Raw genomic sequence first — 22,359 nt, 5'->3', positions numbered from 1 at the left:
ATTAATGGGCCGTAAATATACACTGCTCTGGATTCTGACCATCAGCACCATCTCCGTTTTAACGGTCGTCTCAGGGCTGGTCGGTTATCAGCAGAATCTGAATGCCAAGCAGCAATGGTTGCAGCGTTGGGGGAATTATTACACCCAACAGTTCCAACTGAACGCCGGTACGCCGTTATCGCTGAATCGGGAAGCCTTACAGGTTGATCAACTGTTACTGCGTTATGGTGAAAAGACCGATACCGGGCTGAGTGTTCTCTGGGAGAACACCACACTGTTACCGGTATCTCTGCTGCAACGCGGGCTGCAACAGGATGCTCTGGGGCAAGATAATGAGCAAGGGCAACCCAGTGCCGAACAGTTGAGCCTGAACGACTTACCTTATCTGGTGCAAACCTTCGTTGTAGACGATCAATACAGCCTGGTTCTGGCTGTACCTCTGCGGGATATGCAAATACACGCGCTCAGAAATGTGGGCTGGATGCTGCTGGCAAACCTGGGGTTGTTGTTTGTGTTGCTGGCCCTGTCGCAATCGGCCCGTCAGCGTTTTCTGAAAAAAGGATCCGCCAAACCCAAAGACTGGGAACATATTCATGGCATTGCGTTTTTATGTGGCCCCGGACGGTATATCAGCGATGTAAATCCGGTGTTTCGTGACACCTTCGGTCCGGGAGACGGCCACCGACTGGATGAGTTGCTGGAAGACGAAGAAAAAAACAGAGTGCTGGAGCTGTTACAGCAGGCCGCTGAGCATCAACAAGTGCAGCAGTTTGAATGTTTCCTGAATGATCTACAGGGCCAGCGGCGGCGCTGGTCGATGCGGGCTAAGCCCTGGGGTGACCCTGAGCGTAAGATTCTGTTGCTGCATGGCGATGATATCTCATTGCACAACCAGATGGCCGAAGACCTGAAAAATGAACAGCAGCGGTTTGCCGATTACTTTCATGCCATGCCATTGTTGCTGGCCGTGTGTGATCGCCACGGCAATATTCTGCGGGTGAACCAATACGCTCAGGATATTGTTGACCGTAACGAAGAGGAGCTGCTCGGCTCTTCCATTCGTTATATGTTGCCGCGTAGCCAGACGGAACGGTTGCTGGATATCTGGCGCAACCTGATTACTTCCGACATCAATAATGTAGCGCTGGAATGCCCCTTGGTATCCTCCACCGGCAAAGAAGCTATGATCAGCTGGCATATGACGAAAGTGGTGTCAGCCAAGACCGGCGAGTTGGAAGTGATTCTGGCGGGTCAGGACATTACCGAAACTCTGGCCAATCGTGATGCGCTGGAGCGCGCCAACAGCAAAATCAGAGAAGCATTAACCGAAGCCGAAACCGCTAACCACAGTAAATCGGTTTTTCTGGCCAGTATGAGTCATGAAATTCGTACGCCGATGAATGGCATTCTGGGGGCGGCGGAGCTGTTGCTGGATAGTGATATGGATGCCGAGCAACAAAACTATCTGGGTATTATTCACAGCTCGTCGCATGTGTTGCTGGATATTATTAATGACATCCTCGACTTATCAAAAATTGAATCCGGCAATCTTGAGATCGAGCGCATCGAGTTCGATCTGAACCGGCTGCTGTCGGATCTGTATCAGCTGTTCCATGAACCGGCGCGGCGTAAAGGTTTATCGCTGGTGTATTTTTGTGCCGCTGACCTGCCAACCCATTGGCGTGGCGACCCCAAACGTATCCGCCAGATTGTTACCAATCTGGTGAATAACGCGCTGAAGTTTACTGAAAATGGCCATGTTGAAATTCGCCTGGAAGGCAAAGCGATCAGTGATGGCCGTTATCAGCTGGATATTGCAGTAACCGACACCGGTATTGGTATTTCAGATGACAAGCTGGATCGGGTATTCAGTGCCTTCAGGCAAGCGGATACCAGTACCAGCCGCAAATATGGCGGGACGGGTTTAGGACTAACCATCAGTCGTCATCTGGCGCAGGCAATGGGGGGGGATATTCAGGTGGAATCTGGCCTGGGAACCGGTAGCCGTTTTTGCCTGACGCTGAATTTACCGATGGCAACAAAGGCAGCGGCTGTAGCGGCTTCATCCGACGGTGAACAACGCAATCAGGATACGCCTGAGGTCGAAGCACCACCGCGTGGTGCCAAGGTGCTGCTGGCAGAAGACAATCATGTAAACCAGCGTATTGCCGTTAAAATGCTGCAGCGCCTGCATATTAGCTGCGATGTGGTTGAGAACGGAGAGCAGGCGGTGACCGCCATTCTGCAGCAGGATTATGATCTGATTCTGATGGATGTGAATATGCCGGTGCTGGACGGCATTGCCGCTACCGAACGGATTCGTGATTTATCCTACCCGAAAAATCAGGTGCCGATTCTGGCGCTAACCGCTAACGCCATGATGGAAGATAAAGACCGTTGTCTGAAAGCGGGTATGAACGGCTTTGTCAGCAAGCCGATTAAACTGGAGTTGCTGAGTAACGCCATTGCCGGTTTATTAAATCGTGGCTAGCGGGTTATAACACCCGCCCCTGAAAGCGCCCGGCCAGATATTCCTGCGCCAGCGCCAGTGCCGCAACCGCGCGGCCTTCGGTGCAATCATCGCGGCCATACAGCTCATGCAGTTCACTGAGTTTCCATTCCACCAGCTCCAATGGCTCAGGCTCATCACCTTCCAGTTGTGACGGGTACAAATCACGCACCAGCACCACATCAATACCACCACTCATATAACTGGGCGACAAACTCAGTTTTTTCAGGTGAATAAATTCGTTGGCAGCAAAACCGATTTCTTCCTGTAGCTCGCGATTACAGGCATCACGCAGGGTTTCACCCAGATCCACCGCACCTTTGGGCAGGGTTAAGGTGTAGTCTTCGACACCACCACCGTACTCGCGAATCAGCGCCACGGTGTCATCGTCTAACAGAGCGACCATCATTACGGCACCTGAGCCTCCCGGAACCAGGCGTTCATAAGTCCGTTCAACACCGTTACTGAAGCGTAAATCCAGCGATTCAATGCGAAATAAGCGGCTTTGTGCCACCATAGAGCGATGCAGAATTTCGGGTTTTTTATGCATACCTGACCTGTAACCATCCTGAGTGTGAGAATGAGTATAACCCTATGAGCCTTCCCGATTGGCAACAAATTGATACCGTACTGCTGGATATGGACGGCACCTTGCTGGATCTGCACTTCGATAACTACTTCTGGCTGGATCACCTGCCCAAGGCCTATGCTGAGCACCATGCGCTCAGTGAAGATGCTGCCTTCGCCGAGTTGAATAAAAGCTTTGTTGGCTTAAGAGGCACGCTGAATTGGTATTGCCTTGATCACTGGAGTGAACTCACTGGCTTGCCCATCGCTGAACTCAAGCGTGATGTGCAGCATAAAATTGGCTTTCGCCCACATGTGAAAGACTTTCTGAAAACGCTGAAAGACATGGGCAAACGTACCGTGATCGTCACCAATGCTCATCGTGATAGTGTCGATCTTAAAATGGAGCACACCCAACTGGATCAGCTGGTGGATCGGGTAATTTCTTCTCACGATTATCAGGAGCCAAAAGAAAGCCAGGCGTTCTGGGATCACTTATCAGACGATGAACCTTTTAATAAAGAACGCACCTTGCTGGTGGACGACAGTCAGGCGGTTTTAAAATCGGCAGAAACCTGGGGAATTCGTTGGCTATTAACTATTTACCATCCGGATAGCCAGAAAGCACCGAACACCAACAGTGAATTTCCCGGTGTGCATCATTTTGATGAGTTGGATTTATAACGTTCGCTGAATATAGCTGTTGCAGTGTCTGGCGCACGGCAACAGCCGAAATATGGTAAACTGCCGCTCTTTTCTGAATACCAATCTGAAGAATTCTTTGTATGGCGAATGCTGAAAAAGTCCGGCTGGATAAATGGCTGTGGGCCGCCCGTTTTTATAAAACTCGTGCCATTGCCAAAGGCGCGATTGAAGGTGGCAAAGTTCATTACGATGGTCAGCGCTGCAAAGTCAGCAAAACCGTGGATCTGGGTGCCATGATTACCCTGCGCCAGGGCTTTGATGAAAAAATTGTTGAAGTGAAAGCCATCTCCGATCAACGCCGTGGTGCACCGGAAGCACAGAAGCTATATGAAGAAACTGCCGCCAGTATTAAAAAGCGTATGGACGAAGCCGAACGTCGCCGGGTGATGAAATCATCGATGTTAATCCCCGACCATAAACCGAACAAAAAAGAACGCCGCGATATGCAGCGTTTCAGAGACCAGCAAGATCAGGATTATTAATTATGTCGTCTAGCTCCAAAAACAGCGCCGATACCCTGCAACGTTTCAGCTTTGATAACACCGATATTCGAGGCGAAGTCGCGCATTTGAATGCCAGCTTCCGGGACGTGATGAAGCGTCACCAGTATCCGCCGATGATTGCTACTGAGCTGGGTGAACTGATGGCAGCCACGGCGCTGTTAAGTGCCAATCTGAAGTTTGCCGGACGTTTGACCTTACAGGTGCGCTTACCGGGTAATGTGTCCTTGTTGCAGGCAGAAAGCAGTGACAAAGGTGAGTTGCGCGCGATTGCCCGTTATGACGATACCGTTGCGGCAGAAGAGCTGAGCTTTGATAACGGTCAGATGGTGATCACCATTGAACCGGAAGACGGCCAGCGCTATCAGGGAATTACTGCCATCGACGGCGGCAATATTGCCAAAGCCATGGAAGAATACTTCGAGCAGTCTGAGCAGTTACCGTCACGCTTTTGGCTCGAATGTGATGGTGAAAATGCCGCTGGGTTTATGTTGCAGAAGATGCCAGCGGCTACAAGCAGCGATGCTGATGCCTGGGATCGCTTAACCCACCTGGCCAGCACCTTAAAACAGGACGAGTTATTACACCTGAATAATGACGTGCTGTTGCATCGCCTGTATCACGAGGAAGAGATCCGGGTGTATGAGCCGTCTGAGTTGAAGTTTTTCTGCACCTGCTCCAAGCCACGCCTGGCGACTGCGCTGATGCAATTGGGCTACGATGAGCTGGATAACATGCTGCAGGAAAGCAGTAAGATTGAAGTGAATTGCGAGTTCTGCCAGCAGCATTACAGTTTTGATCGTGCCCAGGTGGATGAGTTGTTTCCACAACGTAACCCGCACTGAATCTAGCTACGTTGCCCTGAATGGCGAATAATGAATATTCGCCATATTTATAGTGATTGATTTTCCCCGTTTTTCTGATGAATAACGGGTCACAATTCGGGACAGCTGGGCGGACGCTAAAAGACAAGGGTTATCGTTTGCACGATTTTCTGCCATAATCGCGCCCCTAAAATTTTGGATTCGTTCCTGTTGTGTTTTACCCCCATCCGGGCAGGGACGGTACAGACGCTTTGATATGGCCACAAGCCGTACAGACCACATGAGAGGACCCTCAGGGCACCGATATGACCACTGTTTATACCAACTTATCTTCAGCTCAACTGGTAGAACACGCACTGCAACGTGGCGAAGGCCGCCTGCAAGACACTGGCGCACTGGTTGTGACCACTGGTAAGCGTACTGGTCGTTCTCCAATGGACCGTTTCATTGTTGAAGAGCCAAGCAGCAAAGACGCAATCGATTGGGGCAACATCAACCGCCCGTTCGATGCCGACAAATTTGATGCTCTGTGGGAGCGTGTTGAAGAGTATCTGGCGCAACACGACAGCTTCGTATCTCAGGTTCACGTAGGTTCTGATCCGGCACATTACCTGCCGGTTAAAATGACTACTCAAACGGCTTGGCAAAACCTGTTCGGTCGCAACCTGTTTATCCGCCCTGAAAGCTTCAACCCGGCTGATAAAGAGGAGTGGCAGATCCTTAACTGCGCAGGTTTCGAATGTGTACCTGAGCGTGACGGCACTAACTCTGACGGTTGTGTGATCATCAACTTCGCACAACGCAAAGTACTGCTGGCTGGCATGCGTTACGCGGGCGAAATGAAAAAAGCCATGTTCTCGGTACAGAACTTCCTGCTGCCAGAAAAAGACGTGCTGCCAATGCACTGTTCTGCCAACGTCGGTGAAGACGGCGACACTTGTCTGTTCTTCGGCCTGTCTGGCACCGGTAAAACCACTCTGTCTGCTGACCCAAGCCGTTACCTGATTGGTGACGACGAGCACGGTTGGGGCAAAGGCACGGTATTCAACATCGAAGGTGGCTGCTACGCCAAAACCATCGATCTGTCGAAGAAAAACGAGCCAATCATTTGGGACGCGATTAAGTTCGGCGCTATCGTAGAAAACGTAGTAATCGGTGATGAAAACCGTACTGCAGACTACGCCGACACCAGCCTGACTGAAAACGGCCGTTGTGCATACCCACTGGAGCACGTTGAGAAGCGTGTACCAGAAAACAAAGGTGGCGAGCCAAAAGCGGTTATCTTCCTGACCTGTGATATGACCGGTGTTCTGCCTCCTGTTTCTATCCTGAGCAAAGAACAGGCTGCTTACCACTTCCTGTCTGGTTACACTGCTCTGGTAGGCTCTACTGAGATGGGTGGTTCTAAAGGTCTGAAGTCTACCTTCTCTACCTGTTTCGGCGCACCATTCTTCCCACGCCCAGCAGGTGAGTACGCGGAACTGCTGATGAAGCGTGTGACTGAATTCGACTCTCAGGTTTACCTGGTTAACACCGGTTGGACCGGTGGTGCGAACGGTAACGGTGGTGAGCGTTTCTCTATCCCAACGACTCGTGCAGTAATCAGCGCGATCCAGAGCGGTGCTCTGCGTGATGCAGACACTGAAACTCTGCCGGTATTCGGTCTGAACGTACCTAAATCTGTCGACGGCGTTGAAACCAAGCTGCTGAACCCAATCGCAGCCTGGGGCGACGAAGCAGCCTGGACTGAGTCTGCTAAGAACCTGGCGGGTCAATTCGTTGAAAACTTCAAGAAATACGACGTTTCTGAAGGCATTCAGGCTGCAGCGCCTAAACTGGATTAATCACTCGGTGATTTAATCCGTTATTCGTTACTAACGAATAAAAAGAAACCGCTTTTTCTTACTGCAAACAGTAAAGGAAAAGCGGTTTTTTATTGCCAGTGATTTTTATCTATTGATGACTCTTGCCTGCTCCCCTTGTCTCTTAATTGACCCCTCTATAAAGTAATGCCTCTCTTTCGCTAAGGAACACAAGGAACGACTATGGCATTTTGGGGCATTCTGATTGGCGTATTATGCATCGCCAGCATCATCGCAATGGGGTTTATCCGCTCGTCACAAAAAATGAAAATCGAGCGTATGCGCAGCGAGTTAGAAGGGCAGGGTAAAAGCCCTGAGGAAATTCGCGGGCGACTGGACGAAATCACCTATGACTTTCCATCTCAGTTGGTGCCAACCTTAGTGGGGGCGGCTATTTTGTCGTTTGCGGTGGGTGCCTTTAATCAAATCTTTTTCTATGCCGAGCCGGGCTACATTTATCATGTGCGTACCATTACGGGCGAAGAAAAAGTGGTGTCGGATGTGGGTTACAACACCTATTTATTTGGCCGCTATAACGCCTGGAAACGCGCCATGACGGTTCAGGCTGTTGCTGGTCGTCGTGAGCAACTGGAAGCCGAGAGTGATGGTTCTGATGCCAGTGCCACCCTGCCGCCGATGAATATTATGTTCCTCGATCAGGTGGATGCCGATTCCGAAGCGACCGTACGCTTCTCTATTCCTGAAGATCCGGAATCCTTCCTTAAGCTGGCACATGAATATCGTTCTCCGGAGAACTTATTACGCACCGCGTTAATTCCAGCGTTTAAAGAAACCATTCAGGCAACTGCTTCGTTGATGAGCGCCGAAGAATATTACTCCGGTGGCCGTTCTGAATTTAATTCCGAGTTCGAAAATCAGATGTCCAGCGGTATCTATCTGGTGCGTCGTGAAGAACAAATTAAACGCAGCGCTCGTAGAATTAAATCGTCCGCAAATGCCGCACTGGGTGAAAATCAGCAGGATTACGGCGACGAAACCAAAATCGAATTTGTGGTGAATAAAGTGCTGGATGATGAAGGCACGCCAAGGCGAAAAACCCAGAAGTTCACCAATTTTGGCATTACCGTATTGGACGCTCGTGTCACCGATATGCGCCCGAATACCAAGTTTGTTGAACGTATGCAGCTCAAGCAAAAAGCCTCCGCCGATCGCGCCATTGCCCGTGAACAGCGTATTCAGGAAGAAGAGCAGCGCCTGTTGGCCATTGCCAAAGGTGAGCGTGAAGTGGCTCAACGTCAGGCCAAAGCCAAAGTAGAGCAGATTCAGCGCACCACCGAAGCGGAAACCGAAAAGCAACTGGCTTTAACCAATGCTCAGAAGCTGAAAGAACAAGCTGAAATTGCCAAAGACACGGCTCAGATTGAACTGGAAAAAGCCCGTATTGAAGCGGAAACCCAGCGTACCTTGGCGGATGCGGAAGCGTATCAGAAAGAAGTGATTCTGAAGGCGGATAACGCCTTGGCACAAAAGCTGGACGCAGAGATCGAAATTCAGAAACTCTGGGCTGAAGCCTTTGCCAAACGTCAGGTGCCAACCAATGTATTTGGCGGCTCCGGAACTGGTGGTGCACCAGTGGGCTCGGACTCTGAAACCAAAGCCTTTATGCAGCTGCTGACCCTGGATGCAGCTAAGCGGTTGAACTATAACCGTGAGGTTTCGGATAAGAACTAGTTACTAATCCATTCAAATCTGATAAAGCCCATGGTTGTGGGCTTTATCAGGATCTTTTTAACCTTTGTAAATGTTAACTACTAATTTTTTAAAAATTAGTAGTTGGCTGGATTGTTCAAATATCGGCCAGATTTTGTATTGACAATGTGTATGCGTTTATAGGATTCTGTGTATCTAATGTGTATGCATGGGAGTGATGCGATGCGTGCGGCTGCAATAAACCTACGGGCTTTGCCCGAGCAAAAAGATTTGATTGACCGGGCTGCCAGTCTGCAAGGAAAAAACCGTTCTGACTTTATGTTGGAAGCGTCTTGTGAGCGCGCTCAGGCAGTATTGCTGGATCGTACTTTTTTCGACCTGAATGACGAGCAATATAACCAGTTTCTAACCCTGTTGGACGCCCCGATAGAGACTGATGGAGATATGAAAAAGCTGCTATCTGTTGTGTCACCTTGGGAAAACGGTCAGTGAGTGAAACAGTGCTCAGTGCACCACAACCGTTAACTCAAGCTCACCTCACCGCAGAGTTTGATTGTGGTGAAGCCTCTCTGAATCATTGGTTACAGCGCCGTGCGCTGAAAAACCAAAGCTTGGGTGCCAGTCGTACCTTTGTGGTAACGGATAGAAGCAACAGAGTATTGGCGTATTATGCGCTTGCTGCTGGAGCGGTTGCCCACAATCAAGCGGCATCCGCTATCAAACGAAATATGCCTGATCCCATTCCAGTGATGGTACTGGGTCGTTTGGCCGTTGATCAAAATACTCAAGGCATGAAGTTGGGAAGCGGCTTGTTAAAAGACGCTCTGCTGAGAACCATTAACGTGTCGGAGCAAGCAGGCATAAAGGCGTTATTGGTTCATGCGCTCGATCAAAAAGCCAAAGCCTTTTATCAGCATTATGGTTTTAAAGAGTCCCCGGTGGATCCCTTAGTGTTGATGTTATCGCTGAAGAATATTGATCTGTCCAATGGGAATGGGTGAAGATCTTACCATCCGTTATACTCCCTTCCTGTTTTATCGTTCCATCTGTTTTAAGTATTGCCGTTTAAGGTATTAGAAAAATATGTCTGTAGATTCACGCGCCCAGAACTCTCGCCTTCAAAGCATCGGCTCCCGCATTGCCGAAGAGTTATCGATCCGTCCGCAACAGGTTGCTGCAGCGGTTGCCTTATTAGATGAAGGTGCAACCGTGCCTTTTATTGCCCGTTATCGGAAAGAAGTCACCGGCTCTCTGGATGACGCCCAGCTGCGTACTCTGGAAGAACGTCTGCGTTACTTGCGTGAAATGGAAGATCGCCGCGATACCATTCTGAAAAGCATTGATGATCAGGGCAAACTCAGTGATGAGCTGAAGCGCGATATTCTTGCCGCATCCACCAAAACCCGTCTGGAAGATTTATACCTGCCATACAAACCGAAGCGCCGCACTAAAGGTCAGATTGCCATTGAAGCGGGTCTTGAGCCACTGGCAGAAAAGTTAATCGCTGATCCAACCCTGAATCCGGAAGCGGAAGCTCAGGCATTTTTGAACAGTGAACATAAAATCGATGATACCAAAGCCGCGCTGGATGGTGCTAAGTACATCCTGATGGAGTGCTTTGCCGAAGATGCTAACCTGCTGGCAAATCTACGCCGTTTTATGACCAACGAAGCAACCTTGTCGGTACGTGTGGTGCCGGGCAAAGAAGCCGAAGGGGCTAAGTTCTCCGATTATTTTGAACATGACGAAGCGTTAAAAGGTGTGCCGTCTCACCGTGCGTTAGCGATTCTGCGTGGCCGTAATGAAGGTTTCCTGAGCTTCTCGTTGGTGACGGGTGATCCGGACGATAAGTTAGCCGCCAGCCCGTGCGAAAGCATTATTGCCGATCATGTTGGCATCGAAAATCAGGGCCGTGCTGGTGATCGCTGGTTAGCTGAAGTGGTGAAGTGGACCTGGCGCATTAAGTTGCTGACCCATCTCGAAACCGAGCTGATGGGTAACGTGCGTGAAAGTGCCGAAGAGCAGGCGATTAAAGTCTTCGGTGAAAATTTAAAAGATTTATTACTGGCCGCTCCGGCAGGCACCAAAGCGACCATGGGCCTCGACCCGGGCTTGCGTACTGGTGTGAAAGTGGCAGTGGTGGATGCCACCGGTAAGGTGGTGGATCAGGCAACCATTTATCCAACTCCGCCGCGTAACGATCTGGCCGGTTCAGCGGCGGTATTAACCGCGTTAATTGCTAAGCACAATGTCGAGCTGATCTCGATTGGTAACGGTACCGGTTCACGTGAAACCGACAAATTTGTCGGCGATATGATCAAAGCTCAGCCTGCATTAAAAAATGTGCAAAAGGTAATGGTGAACGAAGCTGGCGCTTCGGTTTACTCTGCTTCCGAGCTGGCGGCCAAAGAATTCCCGGATCTGGACGTGACGATTCGTGGCGCGGTTTCCATTGCCCGTCGTCTGCAGGATCCACTAGCAGAGCTGGTGAAAATTGAGCCTAAGTCTATTGGTGTCGGCCAGTATCAGCACGATGTAAACCAGACCCAACTAGCCCGTTCGCTGGATGCGGTGGTGGAAGATTGTGTGAACTCAGTAGGTGTCGATCTGAACACCGCTTCGGCACCATTGCTGACTCGTGTATCCGGTTTAAACACCACGTTGGCCAATAATATTGTCGCTTACCGCGATGAAAATGGCGCATTCCAGTCGCGTTCGGATCTGAAAAAAGTCGCACGTTTGGGGCCAAAGGCATTTGAACAAGCGGCCGGTTTCCTGCGTATTATGAATGGCAAAAACCCACTGGATGCTTCGGCGGTTCACCCGGAATCCTATCCGGTTGTGAAAAAGATCGCTCATGAATTCAGTAAAGATGTTGCCAGTCTGATTGGTGATTCAGCGACGCTGAAATCGGTGAATGCCGCTTCCTTCTCGGAAGAGGGCGTGGGTGAAATCACCGTAAAAGATATTATCGCCGAGCTGGAAAAGCCGGGTCGTGACCCGCGTCCGGAATTTAAATTCGCCGAATTTAAAGAAGGCGTCGAAGACATCAAAGACCTGCAACCGAATATGGTGCTTGAAGGCGTAATCACCAACGTCGCCGCCTTTGGTGCCTTTGTGGATATCGGCGTGCACCAGGATGGTCTGGTGCATATTTCCGCGCTGTCGGATACTTTTGTGAAAGACCCACGTGATGTGGTGAAAGCCGGAGACATCGTTAAAGTCAAAGTGATGGAAGTGGATGTGCCGCGCAAACGTATTGGCTTGTCGATGCGCATGTCAGACGATGCTAACGAACGCGCTAAAGAAAAAACGCCTGGCGAGCGTAAAGGTGGTGGTCGTCCGGGTAATCGTGGGACACAACAGCGCTCATTTGGCGGCAATAACTCCGGCCAGAGTGCCATGGGTGGCGCGATGGCGGCAGCGTTTGCGAACGCGAAGAAGAAATAACGAGACGATATGACGAGTTCTTCACCTGATCACACGCCTGATGATATCCAGCTGCCGCAAGGCTTGCTGAATACACTTGTTGCAGGTGATTTACTCGATGCTGTGTATCTTTATGGCTCGCGTGCGAAAGGTCTGGCCCGGGACGACAGCGACTGGGATCTGGCAGTATTGTTCAATAGCTATGAAGCTGATGTGCTGGAGCGGGCGATTCGTCCACAAAACCTGGAAGCGGAGCTGGAACGACAGTTTCCGGATCTGGATCTGAGTGTGGTGGACTTACGCGAAGTGCCAGTACCACTGCAATGGAATATTATTCAGGGTATCCGGTTATTTGATCGGGGTGTTCCGGCGGTACGCCGCCTGGAACACGCCATTATTTCCGCTTGGGAGAAGGATTATGAGAGATATTGTTGAAGCTATTATTCGGCAAAAGCTTTATCGCAATATTCAACGGATCAGCCGCGAGATACAGGCTTTGTTGTCACGCCCTACAGACTGATCACTGCTCCCTGTTCCATTTATAACCACACGCTGTTCCGGTATTACTCTTACCCGCCTGTCACCTTTGTCCTATAATTCCTGCCAAAATAGATTCTGATACCGAGGCGATTTTGGCCAATACAACTTCTTCATCCCGTCTGCAGCAGGCGCTGGATTCACTCCGCCAGCCGGAAAACCTGTCATTACTGGCGAATATTCAGCGTGGTATCGAAAAAGAAGGGTTACGGTGTTCAGATCAGGGCGTGATCAGTCAGAAGCCTCACCCCAAAGGTCTGGGGGCGGCCTTAACGCACGAAAGCATTACCACCGATTATTCCGAAGCCTTGCTGGAGTTTATTACGCCGGTGTTTAACAGTGCCCATGAAGCGTTGGCGTATCTGGAAATTGCCCACCGTTATACCTACAGCCAGCTTGATGGTGAAATGATCTGGCCAAGCTCCATGCCCTGTATTTTACAGGGAGAAATGAGCATCCCGATCGCCTATTACGGTGATTCCAATTTAGGTAAATTGAAGCACGTGTATCGCCATGGTTTGTGGCACCGCTATGGCCGTATGATGCAGTGTATTTCCGGCATTCATTACAACGTGTCGATGCCGGATGAATTATGGCCTCTGCTGTTTGAGCTGGAGCACCAGCGCCAGCCACAGGATCATGAATTAAAAGATTTTATTTCGGCACGCTATTTCGGCCTGATTCGTAATTTCCGTCGCTATTCCTGGCTGCTGTTGTATTTATTTGGTGCTTCTCCGGCCTTGTGTAAGTCTTTCCTCAATGGCGAAGACAACGAGCTGGAAGCGCTGAAACAACACACCCTGCACTTGCCGTACGCCACCTCGTTACGTATGAGTGATCTGGGCTATCAGAACAGCGCTCAGTCAGATCTGATGGTGTGTTACAACACACTGGATAACTACATCAAAACTCTGGGTAAAGCGGTTAGTGATCCGGTTGCGGCTTACGAAGAACTGGGACTGCAAGATGAACACGGCCAGTACAAACAGCTGAATACCAATCTGCTGCAAATCGAAAATGAATATTACAGTGATATTCGTCCGAAGCGGGTGGCGCGTAACGGTGAGAAACCGTTGGAAGCACTGGCCAATGATGGGGTGGAGTATATCGAAGTGCGCAGCACCGATTTAAACCCCTTTATGCCGCTGGGTCTGGATGTTCCTCAATTGCAGTTTATGGATGTGTTTGTCAGCTGGTGTTTATTGCAGAGTAGCGATGATATTGATGATGCCGAATATAGCCGCATTCAAAACAACCAGCACAAAACCGTGATGGAAGGGCGGAAGCCCGGCCTGATGCTGGAGCGTGGTGACGACCAGGTGTCATTACAGCAGTGGGGTATGGCAATCATTGAAGATATGCGTGAGCTGGCTTCGGTAATGGACAAGGCCCGTGGTCATACCTTCCATACTGATGCCCTGAATCAGCAAAAGCTGAAGCTGGCAGACAGCTCGTTAACGCCATCAGCTCAGGTGCTGACTGCGATGCAGGAGCAGGATGTTGAATTCTCGGAGCTGACTCGCCAGCTGGCGCAGCAGCATCGTAAGACCTTATCTGAGCCATTGGCAAAAGAAGTGGTGGCGTTATGGAAAAACAAAGCGCAGGCGTCACTGCAGCAGCAAGCTGAGCTGGAAGCCAATGATGATGTGTCGTTTGATGAATACCTGAACAGCTATCTGCAACGCTGAGAGATTTAACAAGGCAGGGAGCTTCCCTGCCTGGCGTTTAATTTTATCAGTTCTGAACAACCTCAGTTCTGGACAACAAAGTTACTGAAATACAAATCATCCACCGATGGCATGCCTTCCAGTTGTGTCATTACTGCCCGCACTTCGTCGAGACAAACCCGACGTAACGACTCCCGCCCTTTGGAGCTGTTCATGGTTTCAGACTCCTGAGCTGATAACAGCAATACCAGATTATTACGAATATACGGCTTGTGCTGGGTCACCATGGCGGCGGCTTCGCCACTGTTTACTTTTAGTGAGACTTCGGTGCGCAGGTATTTCATACGGCCACTGCTGCCATAGTTCACCACAAAGGCGGGTTCCAGATGAATATAGCGGGCAGAGGGAATGGCGGCCGCTGCTTCCCCTTCGGCATAACTGGCAGTCGCGAATAACATCAATAACACGCTGCAAATAATGCGTTGCATAGCGTTCTCCTGTTCAAAACTTTACGTCTGTATTGATCTTAGACCAGATAACGGAGTTCGCCGCCTGTGTTAGACTCGATTGCTCTGAATAATGATGGATTACTGAGGGAGCAAGTCTGTGTCTCTTCCACAAAACGGTAATTGGTTTACCCAGCCCCAATGGCTGCACTGGGGTTACCTGGCGGGCTTTTTAACCTGTGTTGGGTTAATGGCAGCCGCCTTTTATTTTGAATATGTACTGTACCTCGATCCGTGCCCGCTGTGCATGACCCAGCGTTTGGGCACGGTGATGATTGGTGTGGGCTTTTTATTGGCATTTTTCAGCCGAAATACGCGCTGGCCGTTATTGCTGGCACTGTTGTTTACTCTTGGCTCGGCGATCTTTGCCACCTGGGTGGCGGATCATCAGATCTGGCTGCAGCACCTGCCAAAAGAAGAAGTGCCTGCCTGTGGCCCGAGCATGAACTATCTGATCGAGACGTTACCGTTAACCGACTTGTTGAGTGTGATGCTGAACGGCGATGGTAATTGCGCTGAAATCGTCTGGAGTTTATGGGGCATGAGTATGCCGGAATGGACCCGTATTTGTTTTATCGGTTTTGTACTGGCGGCGGCTTATGCTGTTTTTCACACGCTAAAGCAGCGTTTTATGGTACGTCAGTAACGTAATTATCCCGCCTTTGCGGTGGACAGCAGTCCGTGCTTGTCCACCGCTTTTCCTAAATTATCCCGACAAGCACACCCGGCTGCTAATGCAAGTCAAAAAAGTGAAAAAAGCTGCTTGCCTCAGGCTTTTTATCGCGCATATAGTTTTCATCAAGAGATAAAAACAGCTGGTTTGGCTGTGACAGGATCAGGAGAGAGTCCGATGTTAGAAAACTGTAAAACAGCCCACGAACGCTGGGGCGGTGTTCATAAAATGATTGATAACTGGCTGAGCGAACGTCAGCAGTTGATTGTGTTGTACTGTAATTTGTCGGCCAGTAAGCCGTTGTCAGCAGATGATCTGCTGGGTGCCAATATCAATCGTTTCTGCCAAGTGATGATCGACTATTGTTCTGCCGGTCACTTTGAGATTTACGAGCAACTGATCAACGAAGCCAAAGAGTACGACGATGGTGGTGTTGAGCTGGCGAAAGAGCTGGTGCCTCAGTTAGATAAGCTCACGGGTCAATGCGTTGATTTTAACGACACCTACGATCAGGACTGTGCGTTTGAGCAGCTGGCCAAATTACCGGCGGATTTATCGTCCATTGGTGAAGTGCTGGAAGAGCGCTTTGAACTGGAAGATCAGTTGATCGAGCGTCTGCACAATGTGCATAAAGATCTGGTGGCCGAAGAAGCCTGATCTCAGCCTTACCAATCCCTCCGCGAAGCCCTGATAAACGGTCTACACTAAGAGTAACTTTTGCTACCGCCATTTATCAGGGACGACATCTATGTCTTTGCTGACCCGCAGTTTGATTCTTGCCTCCGCCTTCCTTCTCAGCGCCTGCGATGACGCTAAAGCGCCTGAAAAAATCGAAGAGGTGGCCGTTCAGGGTTCCTATTCCATTCGTTTTTCAGCCGATGGCAATCAGGCCATGGTAGGCAGTCTGCACCATGGTGGCAGCCTGTGGACACTCGCGCCACTGGAACGCCGTTACGACTGGAATCATCAGGCCGAAGGCTACAGTAATATCCTCACCAGTGCGTTCTCACCGGATGGCAACTTTATTGCCACGGCCGATAACCGCACGATTGTGCTGTGGGATAACAACAGCGGTGAGGCGGTATGGTTCTGGAATGCACCGGGAGATATCGAAGACATTGCTCTGACCGCCGATGGCAACCTGGCTCTGCTGGCGATGCAGGATTACACCGCCACGTTATTTGATATCAAGAACGGTGGCATTCGTCAGCGTCTGGCGCACGATGGCATTGTCTACGATGTCAGCATTGCCGAAGACGGAGTGCTGGCAGCTTCCGCCAGTGATGATTCCAGCGCCCGGATCTGGAATCTGGATACCGGCAAATCACTACATACTCTGCCTCATGAAAATCAGGTGCGTACGGTGGAGTTATCCACTGATGGACGATTACTATTTACCTCCGCCTTTGGTGAAAGTGGCAAGATCTGGGATGCCCGCTCGGGCACCTTACTGCGTGAAATTGCCGCGCTACGGGGTCATTACAGCTCCGCCCGATTTGTGAATGGCGGTAGTCAGCTGATCACCGGCAACAGTTCGGGGCAGATTGAGCTGTGGAATGTGAATAACGGTGAGCGCCAGCAGGTCTGGCGAGCTGAACCAAGAGATACCTGGGTCAGTAATAATGTTCAGGTCGAAGACGTGGCCCGCTCAAATGGTGGCTGGGTTGCTGCCGGTTCTAACGGGCTGGTGTATTACTTAAAGTAATAATCGCAGGGCATCAGGTGTAAATCCTTAGCGCAGATTTTCCAGCTGCTTGGTGCGATCATTCATTAACTGCTGAACGTTAGCGGCATCATCCATCATCTGGCTGATCTGCTCGGGTGCAACCGTCATGGGTAAAGGAACCGATGGTGTCTCCGGGTCTGAGCGCTGCTGATCGTTTTCGGATTCTTTTTCCGGCAGTTTCACACTGCGGATAACGTTAGCGGCGGTATCGACACTAACGACCTGGGGTGTGACGCCTTCCGGCACTTCGTCGCCAAAATGCCACACGCCATTTTCGTCCTGCCACTTCATATACTGCTGGCGGGTTTTTTCGCTCGACAGAATATCAATCGGTTGTTCCGGCCCAAATGCCATCAATGGTTTACCATCACGCCCTTTAATAAAATACGGCGCTGCCATCGCTACCACCAGAATCACCAGCATCATGCCAATCTTTAACTTCATTTTTCATTCCTTGAAGACTGTTTCTCAGCGTTTCAGTATACCTTATGCTTTACTTACAGGAAGGTGTAATGCCCGAAGAGTTATGGGCTAAGCTGTGGATATTACGTAACCAGCGAACGGACACACAAAAAAACGGAAGACCAGTGAGCGACGATACATCAAACAATAATTCAGATACCGCAAAGCCGAATCCGTTTCGCCCGCACGCCCGGGTGATCGGGATGACGGCACCGGTGCGGGTAATGATTGCCAACGCCAAAGGTGGGTGTGGCAAAACCACACTGGCCACCAATGTTGCCAGTCACTTTGCTCATGGTGGAGAACTAACGGCCCTGATTGATTATGACCCTCAGGGTTCGTCGATGGATTGGTTGGCGGCGCGGGATGTGCATTTGCCAACCATCACCGGCGTGGCAGCCTATCAGAAACACGCGCCACAAACGTCGACCAAAAGCTGGGCGTTACGTGTGCCGGCCAATACCTCCCGGGTGGTGATTGATACACCGGCTGGATTATCCGGCAATGTGTTATCAGATTTGATTCAGCAATCGGATACCATTTTAATTCCGGTTATTCCTTCGGCGATTGATATCCGTGCGGCAACCGGTTTTATCCGTGATGTGTTGTTGTCGCGTTCTTACCGGATGAACCCCAAGCCCATTGCCGTGATTGCTAACCGGGTGCGCAAAAACACCTTAATTTATGCCAAGCTGGAAAAGTTTTTAAACAGCTTGCAGATCCCCTTTATCACCGCGTTGCGCGATACTCAGTTTTATGTCCGTGCCAGCGAACATGGTTTGGGTATCGTCGATTTTGATCAGAAAGACAAAAAAGATGTGGCTGAATGGCAGCCGCTGGTGGACTGGCTGGATCAAACCATTGGTGAATTACGACAATCCCAACAAGCCAGCCGCTAAATTCGTCAAAAGACATAGATGAATTTTTCCCAATTCGTATAATGCCGCTACCTGATTCTGTTTCTGAGGATAATTCCATGCCTGCACGTAAAGCACCTGCGAAAAAAACAGCCGCAAAGAAAGCACCGGTTCGTAAAACCGCTGCAAAAACGGTTGCTAAAAAAGCACCTGCCAAAAAGGTAGCGGCGAAAAAGCCAGCCGCTAAGCGCGTTGTATTAAGTGCTGTTCAGCAGCTGCAAAAAGATATTGCAGCACTGCAGGTAAAACTGGAGAAGGCTCAGGCAAAAGAACTGACGGATGCAGAAAAAGCCGTTGTTAAAGCCGGAACCGCTCAGGAACGCGCTAACACCAAAGCGGCTAAGGCGATGGAAGCCAAAAACAAAGTAGCGGCCAAAGTGAAGCTGAAGAAAACCCCGGCTTCTCTGCGTCAGCTGGATAATGCCAAAGCCAAGCTGGAAGTTGCCAAGGAAGAAAAAGCCGCCGCACGTGACGTTCTGGCAGACAGCAAAGCCTCTCTGAAAGCATTAAAAGCAGCGGATAAGCAACGCACGGCCTTGGCTAAACTGGTTGCTAAATTCGAGAAAGAACAGGAAAAAACTGAAAAAGCCGTTGCTAAGAAAGCTCCGGCTAAAAAAGCGGTAGCCAAGCCTGTCGCTGAAAAAGCAAAACCAGCAGCTAAGAAAGCAGCAACCAAAACGGCAACCAAAGTAGCCGCTAAAAAAGCACCAGCTAAAGCCGCTGACAAGAAAGCGCCAGCTAAGAAAGCCGCAACTAAACCAGCAGCGAAAAAAGCTCCGGCCAAAAAAACAGTTGCTAAGAAAACACCTGCTAAAGCAGCTGAGAAAAAAGTAGCTGAGACGAAAGCTCCGGCGAAAAAGCCTGTCGCTAAGAAGACTGCTGTTAAGAAACCTGCTGCTAAAAAAGCACCGGCTAAGAAGCTAGCTCCTAAGAAAGAAGCTGCACCTAAAGCGGTTGCTGCTCCTGCGGTCGTTGAAGAAACCAAAGTCGTTGATGCGCCAGTGGTTGAAGCAGCAAAAGTTGAAGCGCCCAAAGTGGAAACTCCTAAAACAGAAGCGCCAGTGGTTGAAGCTCCTGTAGAAGCAAAAACTGAAGCACCGGCTCCAGCTGTTGAAGAAGTAAAAGCAGAAGTACCAGCTCCAGCTGTTGAAGAAGTAAAAGCAGAAGTACCAGCTATTGAGCCTGCTGCTCCACAAACTGAAGAGAAGCCAGCCGAAGAAAAATCAGCGCAAGAAACCGCTCCAGGTGAAACGTCCAGCTTGTTTGGTGCTAACTAAGCAAGACAGGAACGATCTACTGGCTGACTAATAAGTCCGCCAGTTGCTGAAAAAGAGGCCCCAGGGCCTCTTTTTTTATGTCTGCTTTTATTAATGTCGCTTCTGCCAGCTCCGCCTGGATCATCAGATTCTTATACGCCAGTTGCGCATGGTTGGCCTTGTGCTTTGATTCGCTGTGTAAGGAATACAATTGATGCAACGCAATCTGCTCGGCACGGATCTCGTCCTTCTGAATCTGCTGGCGCAAGGTCAGCTGCTCCGGTGAGGTATTGTCTTTAGCGATGGCCTTGCGGGCAGCGCGTAATGACCAGATCACATTGGCTCGCCACTGATGGTAATCATCAAGCTGTTCGGACGTGAGTTGCCAGCTTTGTCCTTCGTTCGCCAGCCACAGCGCTGTCAGCAGCAGTAAGGTATCCTGCTGATAATCATCTTGTAAGGTCAGTAATAATTCCTGTACGTCTTTGCTGGCATAAAACTGCAAAGCAAAGTTCCACAGTGGGTTATCATCGACTTCTGTGGCACACTGCGCCGCCATTGATCTTATCCTTCTGTTTGCCAGTTAGTGTGTTTATCGTCTTATGATTGAATTTAATCAGGTTTCTCTTCAGCGCGGTACTCAACCGTTATTACAGCACGCCGATTTACGGGTGCACGACGGTCAGAAACTGGCATTGATTGGTCCCAACGGCGCCGGAAAGTCCAGCTTGTTTGCACTACTGAACGGTGAACTGCAAGTCGATGCCGGTGAGCTGTATATTCCATCGAAGTGGCGTATTGCTCATATGCGTCAGGAAGTGGAAGCCAGTGAGCGTTCAGCGTTGGACTATGCCATGGATGGGGATAGCGAATACCGTCGTATCGAAGCGGGTATCAGTAAAGCCAAAGACGATAACGATCTGGCACACTGGCTGGATCAGATGGATCAGCACAAAGGCTACGAGGTGCCAGTTAAGGCTGAGCAGTTGTTGCACGGCTTAGGCTTTTCGCAGGATGATTTAAAGCGCCCGGTGCAGGATTTCTCCGGTGGCTGGCGGATTCGTCTTAATCTGGCTCAGGCACTGATGATGCCATCCGATTTATTATTACTCGATGAGCCCACCAACCATTTGGATTTAGAAGCAACGCTGTGGTTAGAGCAGTGGCTGAAGAATTATCCCGGCACCCTGTTATTTATCTCCCACGACCGTGATTTTATCGACGGTGTAGCCGATCATATCGTGCACCTTTATCAACAGCAGTTGGTGGTGTATCCGGGTAATTATTCCGCTTACGAACGTATTCGCGCTGAGAAGCTGGCGCAGCAACAAACCGTGTACGAAAAGCAGCAAACCCGGGTGAAAGAAATCGAGGCCTTTGTTACGCGTTTTAAAGCCAAGGCCAGTAAAGCCAAACAAGCACAAAGCCGCCTGAAAGAATTACAACGTATGGAGCTGATTGCTCCAGCCCATGTGGATTCGCCGTTCCGGTTTGAATTTCCCTGTTATGAAAAAATGTCGTCGCCGTTGCTGGCGATTGATCATGCCGATCTGGGTTATAAAGCAGAGGGCACTGATGACAATATTATTCTGCCGCAGGTCAAAGTCTCTTTAGTGCCGGGTCATCGTATAGGTTTGTTAGGGCCTAACGGTGCTGGCAAATCAACGCTGCTGAAAACTCTGTGCCGAGACATTGAGATGCTGAATGGCGAACGCAGCGAAGGTGAACATCTGCGTTTGGGTTATTTCGCTCAGCATCAGCTGGAATCTCTCGATGTTAAAGCCTCGGGCGCACTGATTCTGCAACGCTTAAAGCCGCAAGCATCGGAGCAGGAAATCCGCAACTTCCTCGGTGGTTTTGGTTTCCACGGTGATAAAGCACTGGAAGTGATTGAACCGTTTTCCGGTGGTGAAAAAGCGCGTTTAGCCTTGGCTTGTGTGGCCTGGGAAAAACCGAACTTATTAATTCTCGATGAGCCTACCAACCATCTGGATATCGAGATGCGCGAAGCGTTAACGGTGGCGCTGCAAAATTTTGAAGGTGCGATTTTAATCGTTAGTCACGATCGTCATTTATTAAAAGCCACGGTTGATGAATATTGGCTGGTGGATCATGGCAAGGTACAAGAATTTGATGGCGACCTGGACGATTACCACCAGTACTTACAACAGCGTGAAGCATTAGCTAACGAAGTCGCTGATCCGTCAGAAGCAACAAAACCGGCCGAAGTTAAAGTTGATCGTAAAGAACAAAAACGTCTGGAAGCTGAACGCCGCCAACGCTTAGCTCCGCTGCGAAAAAAACAGCAGGCGGCAGAAAAACAGATGGAAAAACTGCAATCGCAGTTGGATACCATCGAAGAAAAAATGTCAGACACCGACTTATATTCCGATGCTCGTAAAGACGAACTGCAACAGCTGTTAACTCAGCAGGGCGATGTGAAATCTCAGTTGGAAGAGATTGAAATGGCGTGGATGGAGCTCACCGAGCAGCTAGAGGAAGCGGAGTAACATAGGAAGCCTGAATTGTTGTCGCGATTTTAAATAGC

General features: G+C 49.9%; 21 protein-coding genes. 17 read left to right on the top strand and 4 right to left on the bottom strand.

All coding sequences use genetic code 11. The annotated features are described in order from the left end of the window. Window positions 1–4 precede the first annotated feature (4 nt). Window positions 5–2,491 (top strand): ATP-binding protein, encoded by a 2,487-nt coding sequence (locus ACO05E_RS07300; protein ID WP_419812325.1) that lies wholly within the window; start codon window positions 5–7, stop codon window positions 2,489–2,491. Between the two features lie 4 nt (window positions 2,492–2,495). On the opposite strand, the gene nudE is transcribed toward ACO05E_RS07300, so the two are convergent. Then, a complete protein-coding gene (gene nudE / locus ACO05E_RS07295; protein ID WP_419812324.1) occupies window positions 2,496–3,059 on the bottom strand; it encodes an ADP compounds hydrolase NudE in 564 nt (187 codons plus the stop codon). A gap of 44 nt (window positions 3,060–3,103) precedes the next feature. Here nudE and yrfG point away from each other — a divergent pair, with 44 nt between their 5' ends. From yrfG to gshA, 10 genes are all read left to right on the top strand, one after another. Then, on the top strand, window positions 3,104–3,760 hold the full coding sequence (yrfG, locus tag ACO05E_RS07290; protein ID WP_419812323.1) for a GMP/IMP nucleotidase: 657 nt from the start codon (window positions 3,104–3,106) through the stop codon (window positions 3,758–3,760). A gap of 101 nt (window positions 3,761–3,861) precedes the next feature. Further along, window positions 3,862–4,263, top strand: coding sequence for a ribosome-associated heat shock protein Hsp15 (gene hslR / locus ACO05E_RS07285; RefSeq protein WP_419812322.1), 402 nt, complete (start codon window positions 3,862–3,864; stop codon window positions 4,261–4,263). 2 nt (window positions 4,264–4,265) lie between these two features. Continuing rightward, complete coding sequence (hslO, locus tag ACO05E_RS07280; RefSeq protein ID WP_419812321.1) at window positions 4,266–5,126, top strand: Hsp33 family molecular chaperone HslO; 861 nt, start codon at window positions 4,266–4,268, stop codon at window positions 5,124–5,126. A gap of 284 nt (window positions 5,127–5,410) precedes the next feature. Beyond that, window positions 5,411–6,949 (top strand): phosphoenolpyruvate carboxykinase, encoded by a 1,539-nt coding sequence (locus ACO05E_RS07275; RefSeq protein ID WP_419812320.1) that lies wholly within the window; start codon window positions 5,411–5,413, stop codon window positions 6,947–6,949. A 201-nt stretch (window positions 6,950–7,150) separates the two neighbouring features. Next, complete coding sequence (locus ACO05E_RS07270; RefSeq protein ID WP_419812319.1) at window positions 7,151–8,659, top strand: SPFH domain-containing protein; 1,509 nt, start codon at window positions 7,151–7,153, stop codon at window positions 8,657–8,659. A 201-nt stretch (window positions 8,660–8,860) separates the two neighbouring features. Beyond that, window positions 8,861–9,130, top strand: a complete 270-nt coding sequence (locus tag ACO05E_RS07265; protein ID WP_419812318.1) for a DUF1778 domain-containing protein — start codon at window positions 8,861–8,863, stop codon at window positions 9,128–9,130. Beyond that, on the top strand, window positions 9,127–9,639 hold the full coding sequence (locus ACO05E_RS07260) for a GNAT family N-acetyltransferase (protein WP_419812317.1): 513 nt from the start codon (window positions 9,127–9,129) through the stop codon (window positions 9,637–9,639). Before ACO05E_RS07265 ends, ACO05E_RS07260 begins: the two co-directional genes overlap by 4 nt. Window positions 9,640–9,721: 82 nt before the next feature. Continuing rightward, window positions 9,722–12,088 (top strand): Tex family protein, encoded by a 2,367-nt coding sequence (locus ACO05E_RS07255; RefSeq protein WP_419812316.1) that lies wholly within the window; start codon window positions 9,722–9,724, stop codon window positions 12,086–12,088. Between the two features lie 9 nt (window positions 12,089–12,097). Continuing rightward, window positions 12,098–12,502: a type VII toxin-antitoxin system MntA family adenylyltransferase antitoxin gene (gene mntA, locus ACO05E_RS07250; RefSeq protein ID WP_419812315.1), complete on the top strand. Its 405-nt coding sequence runs from the start codon at window positions 12,098–12,100 to the stop codon at window positions 12,500–12,502. A 197-nt stretch (window positions 12,503–12,699) separates the two neighbouring features. After that, entirely contained in the window at window positions 12,700–14,292 is a 1,593-nt protein-coding gene (gene gshA / locus ACO05E_RS07245; protein WP_419812314.1) for a glutamate--cysteine ligase, read from the top strand. Window positions 14,293–14,354: 62 nt separating this feature from the next. Here the strand turns inward: gshA and ACO05E_RS07240 are convergent, their stop codons facing one another. Continuing rightward, window positions 14,355–14,759, bottom strand: a complete 405-nt coding sequence (locus ACO05E_RS07240; RefSeq protein WP_419812313.1) for a flagellar basal body-associated FliL family protein — start codon at window positions 14,757–14,759, stop codon at window positions 14,355–14,357. Window positions 14,760–14,877: 118 nt separating this feature from the next. Here ACO05E_RS07240 and ACO05E_RS07235 point away from each other — a divergent pair, with 118 nt between their 5' ends. The 3 genes from ACO05E_RS07235 to ACO05E_RS07225 all read left to right on the top strand — a co-directional run bounded on the left by ACO05E_RS07235 (window position 14,878) and on the right by ACO05E_RS07225 (window position 17,155). Then, window positions 14,878–15,423, top strand: a complete 546-nt coding sequence (locus tag ACO05E_RS07235; RefSeq protein WP_419812312.1) for a disulfide bond formation protein B — start codon at window positions 14,878–14,880, stop codon at window positions 15,421–15,423. A gap of 204 nt (window positions 15,424–15,627) precedes the next feature. Beyond that, window positions 15,628–16,107 (top strand): sigma D regulator, encoded by a 480-nt coding sequence (rsd, locus tag ACO05E_RS07230; protein WP_419812311.1) that lies wholly within the window; start codon window positions 15,628–15,630, stop codon window positions 16,105–16,107. A 91-nt stretch (window positions 16,108–16,198) separates the two neighbouring features. Then, window positions 16,199–17,155, top strand: coding sequence for a WD40 repeat domain-containing protein (locus ACO05E_RS07225; protein ID WP_419812310.1), 957 nt, complete (start codon window positions 16,199–16,201; stop codon window positions 17,153–17,155). Window positions 17,156–17,182: 27 nt separating this feature from the next. Here the strand turns inward: ACO05E_RS07225 and ACO05E_RS07220 are convergent, their stop codons facing one another. Then, window positions 17,183–17,620: a hypothetical protein gene (locus ACO05E_RS07220; protein WP_419812309.1), complete on the bottom strand. Its 438-nt coding sequence runs from the start codon at window positions 17,618–17,620 to the stop codon at window positions 17,183–17,185. 143 nt (window positions 17,621–17,763) lie between these two features. On the opposite strand from ACO05E_RS07220, the gene ACO05E_RS07215 reads away from it, so the two are divergent. Further along, window positions 17,764–18,537 (top strand): AAA family ATPase, encoded by a 774-nt coding sequence (locus ACO05E_RS07215; RefSeq protein WP_419812308.1) that lies wholly within the window; start codon window positions 17,764–17,766, stop codon window positions 18,535–18,537. A gap of 77 nt (window positions 18,538–18,614) precedes the next feature. Further along, the gene (locus ACO05E_RS07210; protein WP_419812307.1) at window positions 18,615–19,832 is read left to right on the top strand and encodes a hypothetical protein; all 1,218 of its coding nucleotides are present in this window, start codon (window positions 18,615–18,617) and stop codon (window positions 19,830–19,832) included. Between the two features lie 16 nt (window positions 19,833–19,848). On the opposite strand, the gene ACO05E_RS07205 is transcribed toward ACO05E_RS07210, so the two are convergent. Then, complete coding sequence (locus ACO05E_RS07205) at window positions 19,849–20,370, bottom strand: TIGR02444 family protein (protein ID WP_419812306.1); 522 nt, start codon at window positions 20,368–20,370, stop codon at window positions 19,849–19,851. A 43-nt stretch (window positions 20,371–20,413) separates the two neighbouring features. On the opposite strand from ACO05E_RS07205, the gene ACO05E_RS07200 reads away from it, so the two are divergent. Further along, window positions 20,414–22,321 carry an ATP-binding cassette domain-containing protein gene (locus tag ACO05E_RS07200; protein WP_419812305.1) on the top strand — a complete coding sequence of 636 codons (1,908 nt, stop codon included), beginning with the start codon at window positions 20,414–20,416 and terminating at the stop codon, window positions 22,319–22,321. Window positions 22,322–22,359: the final 38 nt, after the last annotated feature.

The sequence above is a fragment of the Bacterioplanoides sp. genome (assembly GCF_965226395.1).
Lineage (GTDB): Bacteria > Pseudomonadota > Gammaproteobacteria > Pseudomonadales > Oceanobacteraceae > Bacterioplanoides.
This window is presented reverse-complemented; position numbering and strand designations above follow the sequence as displayed.

Excerpts from the sequence above, each read along its gene's own strand:
- yrfG (WP_419812323.1), top strand. The coding sequence starts at position 3,104 with ATGAGCCTTCCCGATTGGCAACAAATTGATACCGTACTGCTGGATATG.
- ACO05E_RS07265 (WP_419812318.1), top strand. The coding sequence starts at position 8,861 with ATGCGTGCGGCTGCAATAAACCTACGGGCTTTGCCCGAGCAAAAAGAT.
- ACO05E_RS07210 (WP_419812307.1), top strand. The coding sequence starts at position 18,615 with ATGCCTGCACGTAAAGCACCTGCGAAAAAAACAGCCGCAAAGAAAGCA.
- ACO05E_RS07200 (WP_419812305.1), top strand. The coding sequence starts at position 20,414 with ATGATTGAATTTAATCAGGTTTCTCTTCAGCGCGGTACTCAACCGTTA.
- rsd (WP_419812311.1), top strand. The coding sequence starts at position 15,628 with ATGTTAGAAAACTGTAAAACAGCCCACGAACGCTGGGGCGGTGTTCAT.
- ACO05E_RS07220 (WP_419812309.1), bottom strand. The coding sequence starts at position 17,620 with ATGAAGTTAAAGATTGGCATGATGCTGGTGATTCTGGTGGTAGCGATG.
- ACO05E_RS07300 (WP_419812325.1), top strand. The coding sequence starts at position 5 with ATGGGCCGTAAATATACACTGCTCTGGATTCTGACCATCAGCACCATC.
- ACO05E_RS07205 (WP_419812306.1), bottom strand. The coding sequence starts at position 20,370 with ATGGCGGCGCAGTGTGCCACAGAAGTCGATGATAACCCACTGTGGAAC.
- ACO05E_RS07270 (WP_419812319.1), top strand. The coding sequence starts at position 7,151 with ATGGCATTTTGGGGCATTCTGATTGGCGTATTATGCATCGCCAGCATC.
- ACO05E_RS07240 (WP_419812313.1), bottom strand. The coding sequence starts at position 14,759 with ATGCAACGCATTATTTGCAGCGTGTTATTGATGTTATTCGCGACTGCC.
- ACO05E_RS07255 (WP_419812316.1), top strand. The coding sequence starts at position 9,722 with ATGTCTGTAGATTCACGCGCCCAGAACTCTCGCCTTCAAAGCATCGGC.
- nudE (WP_419812324.1), bottom strand. The coding sequence starts at position 3,059 with ATGCATAAAAAACCCGAAATTCTGCATCGCTCTATGGTGGCACAAAGC.
- mntA (WP_419812315.1), top strand. The coding sequence starts at position 12,098 with ATGACGAGTTCTTCACCTGATCACACGCCTGATGATATCCAGCTGCCG.
- hslR (WP_419812322.1), top strand. The coding sequence starts at position 3,862 with ATGGCGAATGCTGAAAAAGTCCGGCTGGATAAATGGCTGTGGGCCGCC.
- hslO (WP_419812321.1), top strand. The coding sequence starts at position 4,266 with ATGTCGTCTAGCTCCAAAAACAGCGCCGATACCCTGCAACGTTTCAGC.
- ACO05E_RS07225 (WP_419812310.1), top strand. The coding sequence starts at position 16,199 with ATGTCTTTGCTGACCCGCAGTTTGATTCTTGCCTCCGCCTTCCTTCTC.
- ACO05E_RS07275 (WP_419812320.1), top strand. The coding sequence starts at position 5,411 with ATGACCACTGTTTATACCAACTTATCTTCAGCTCAACTGGTAGAACAC.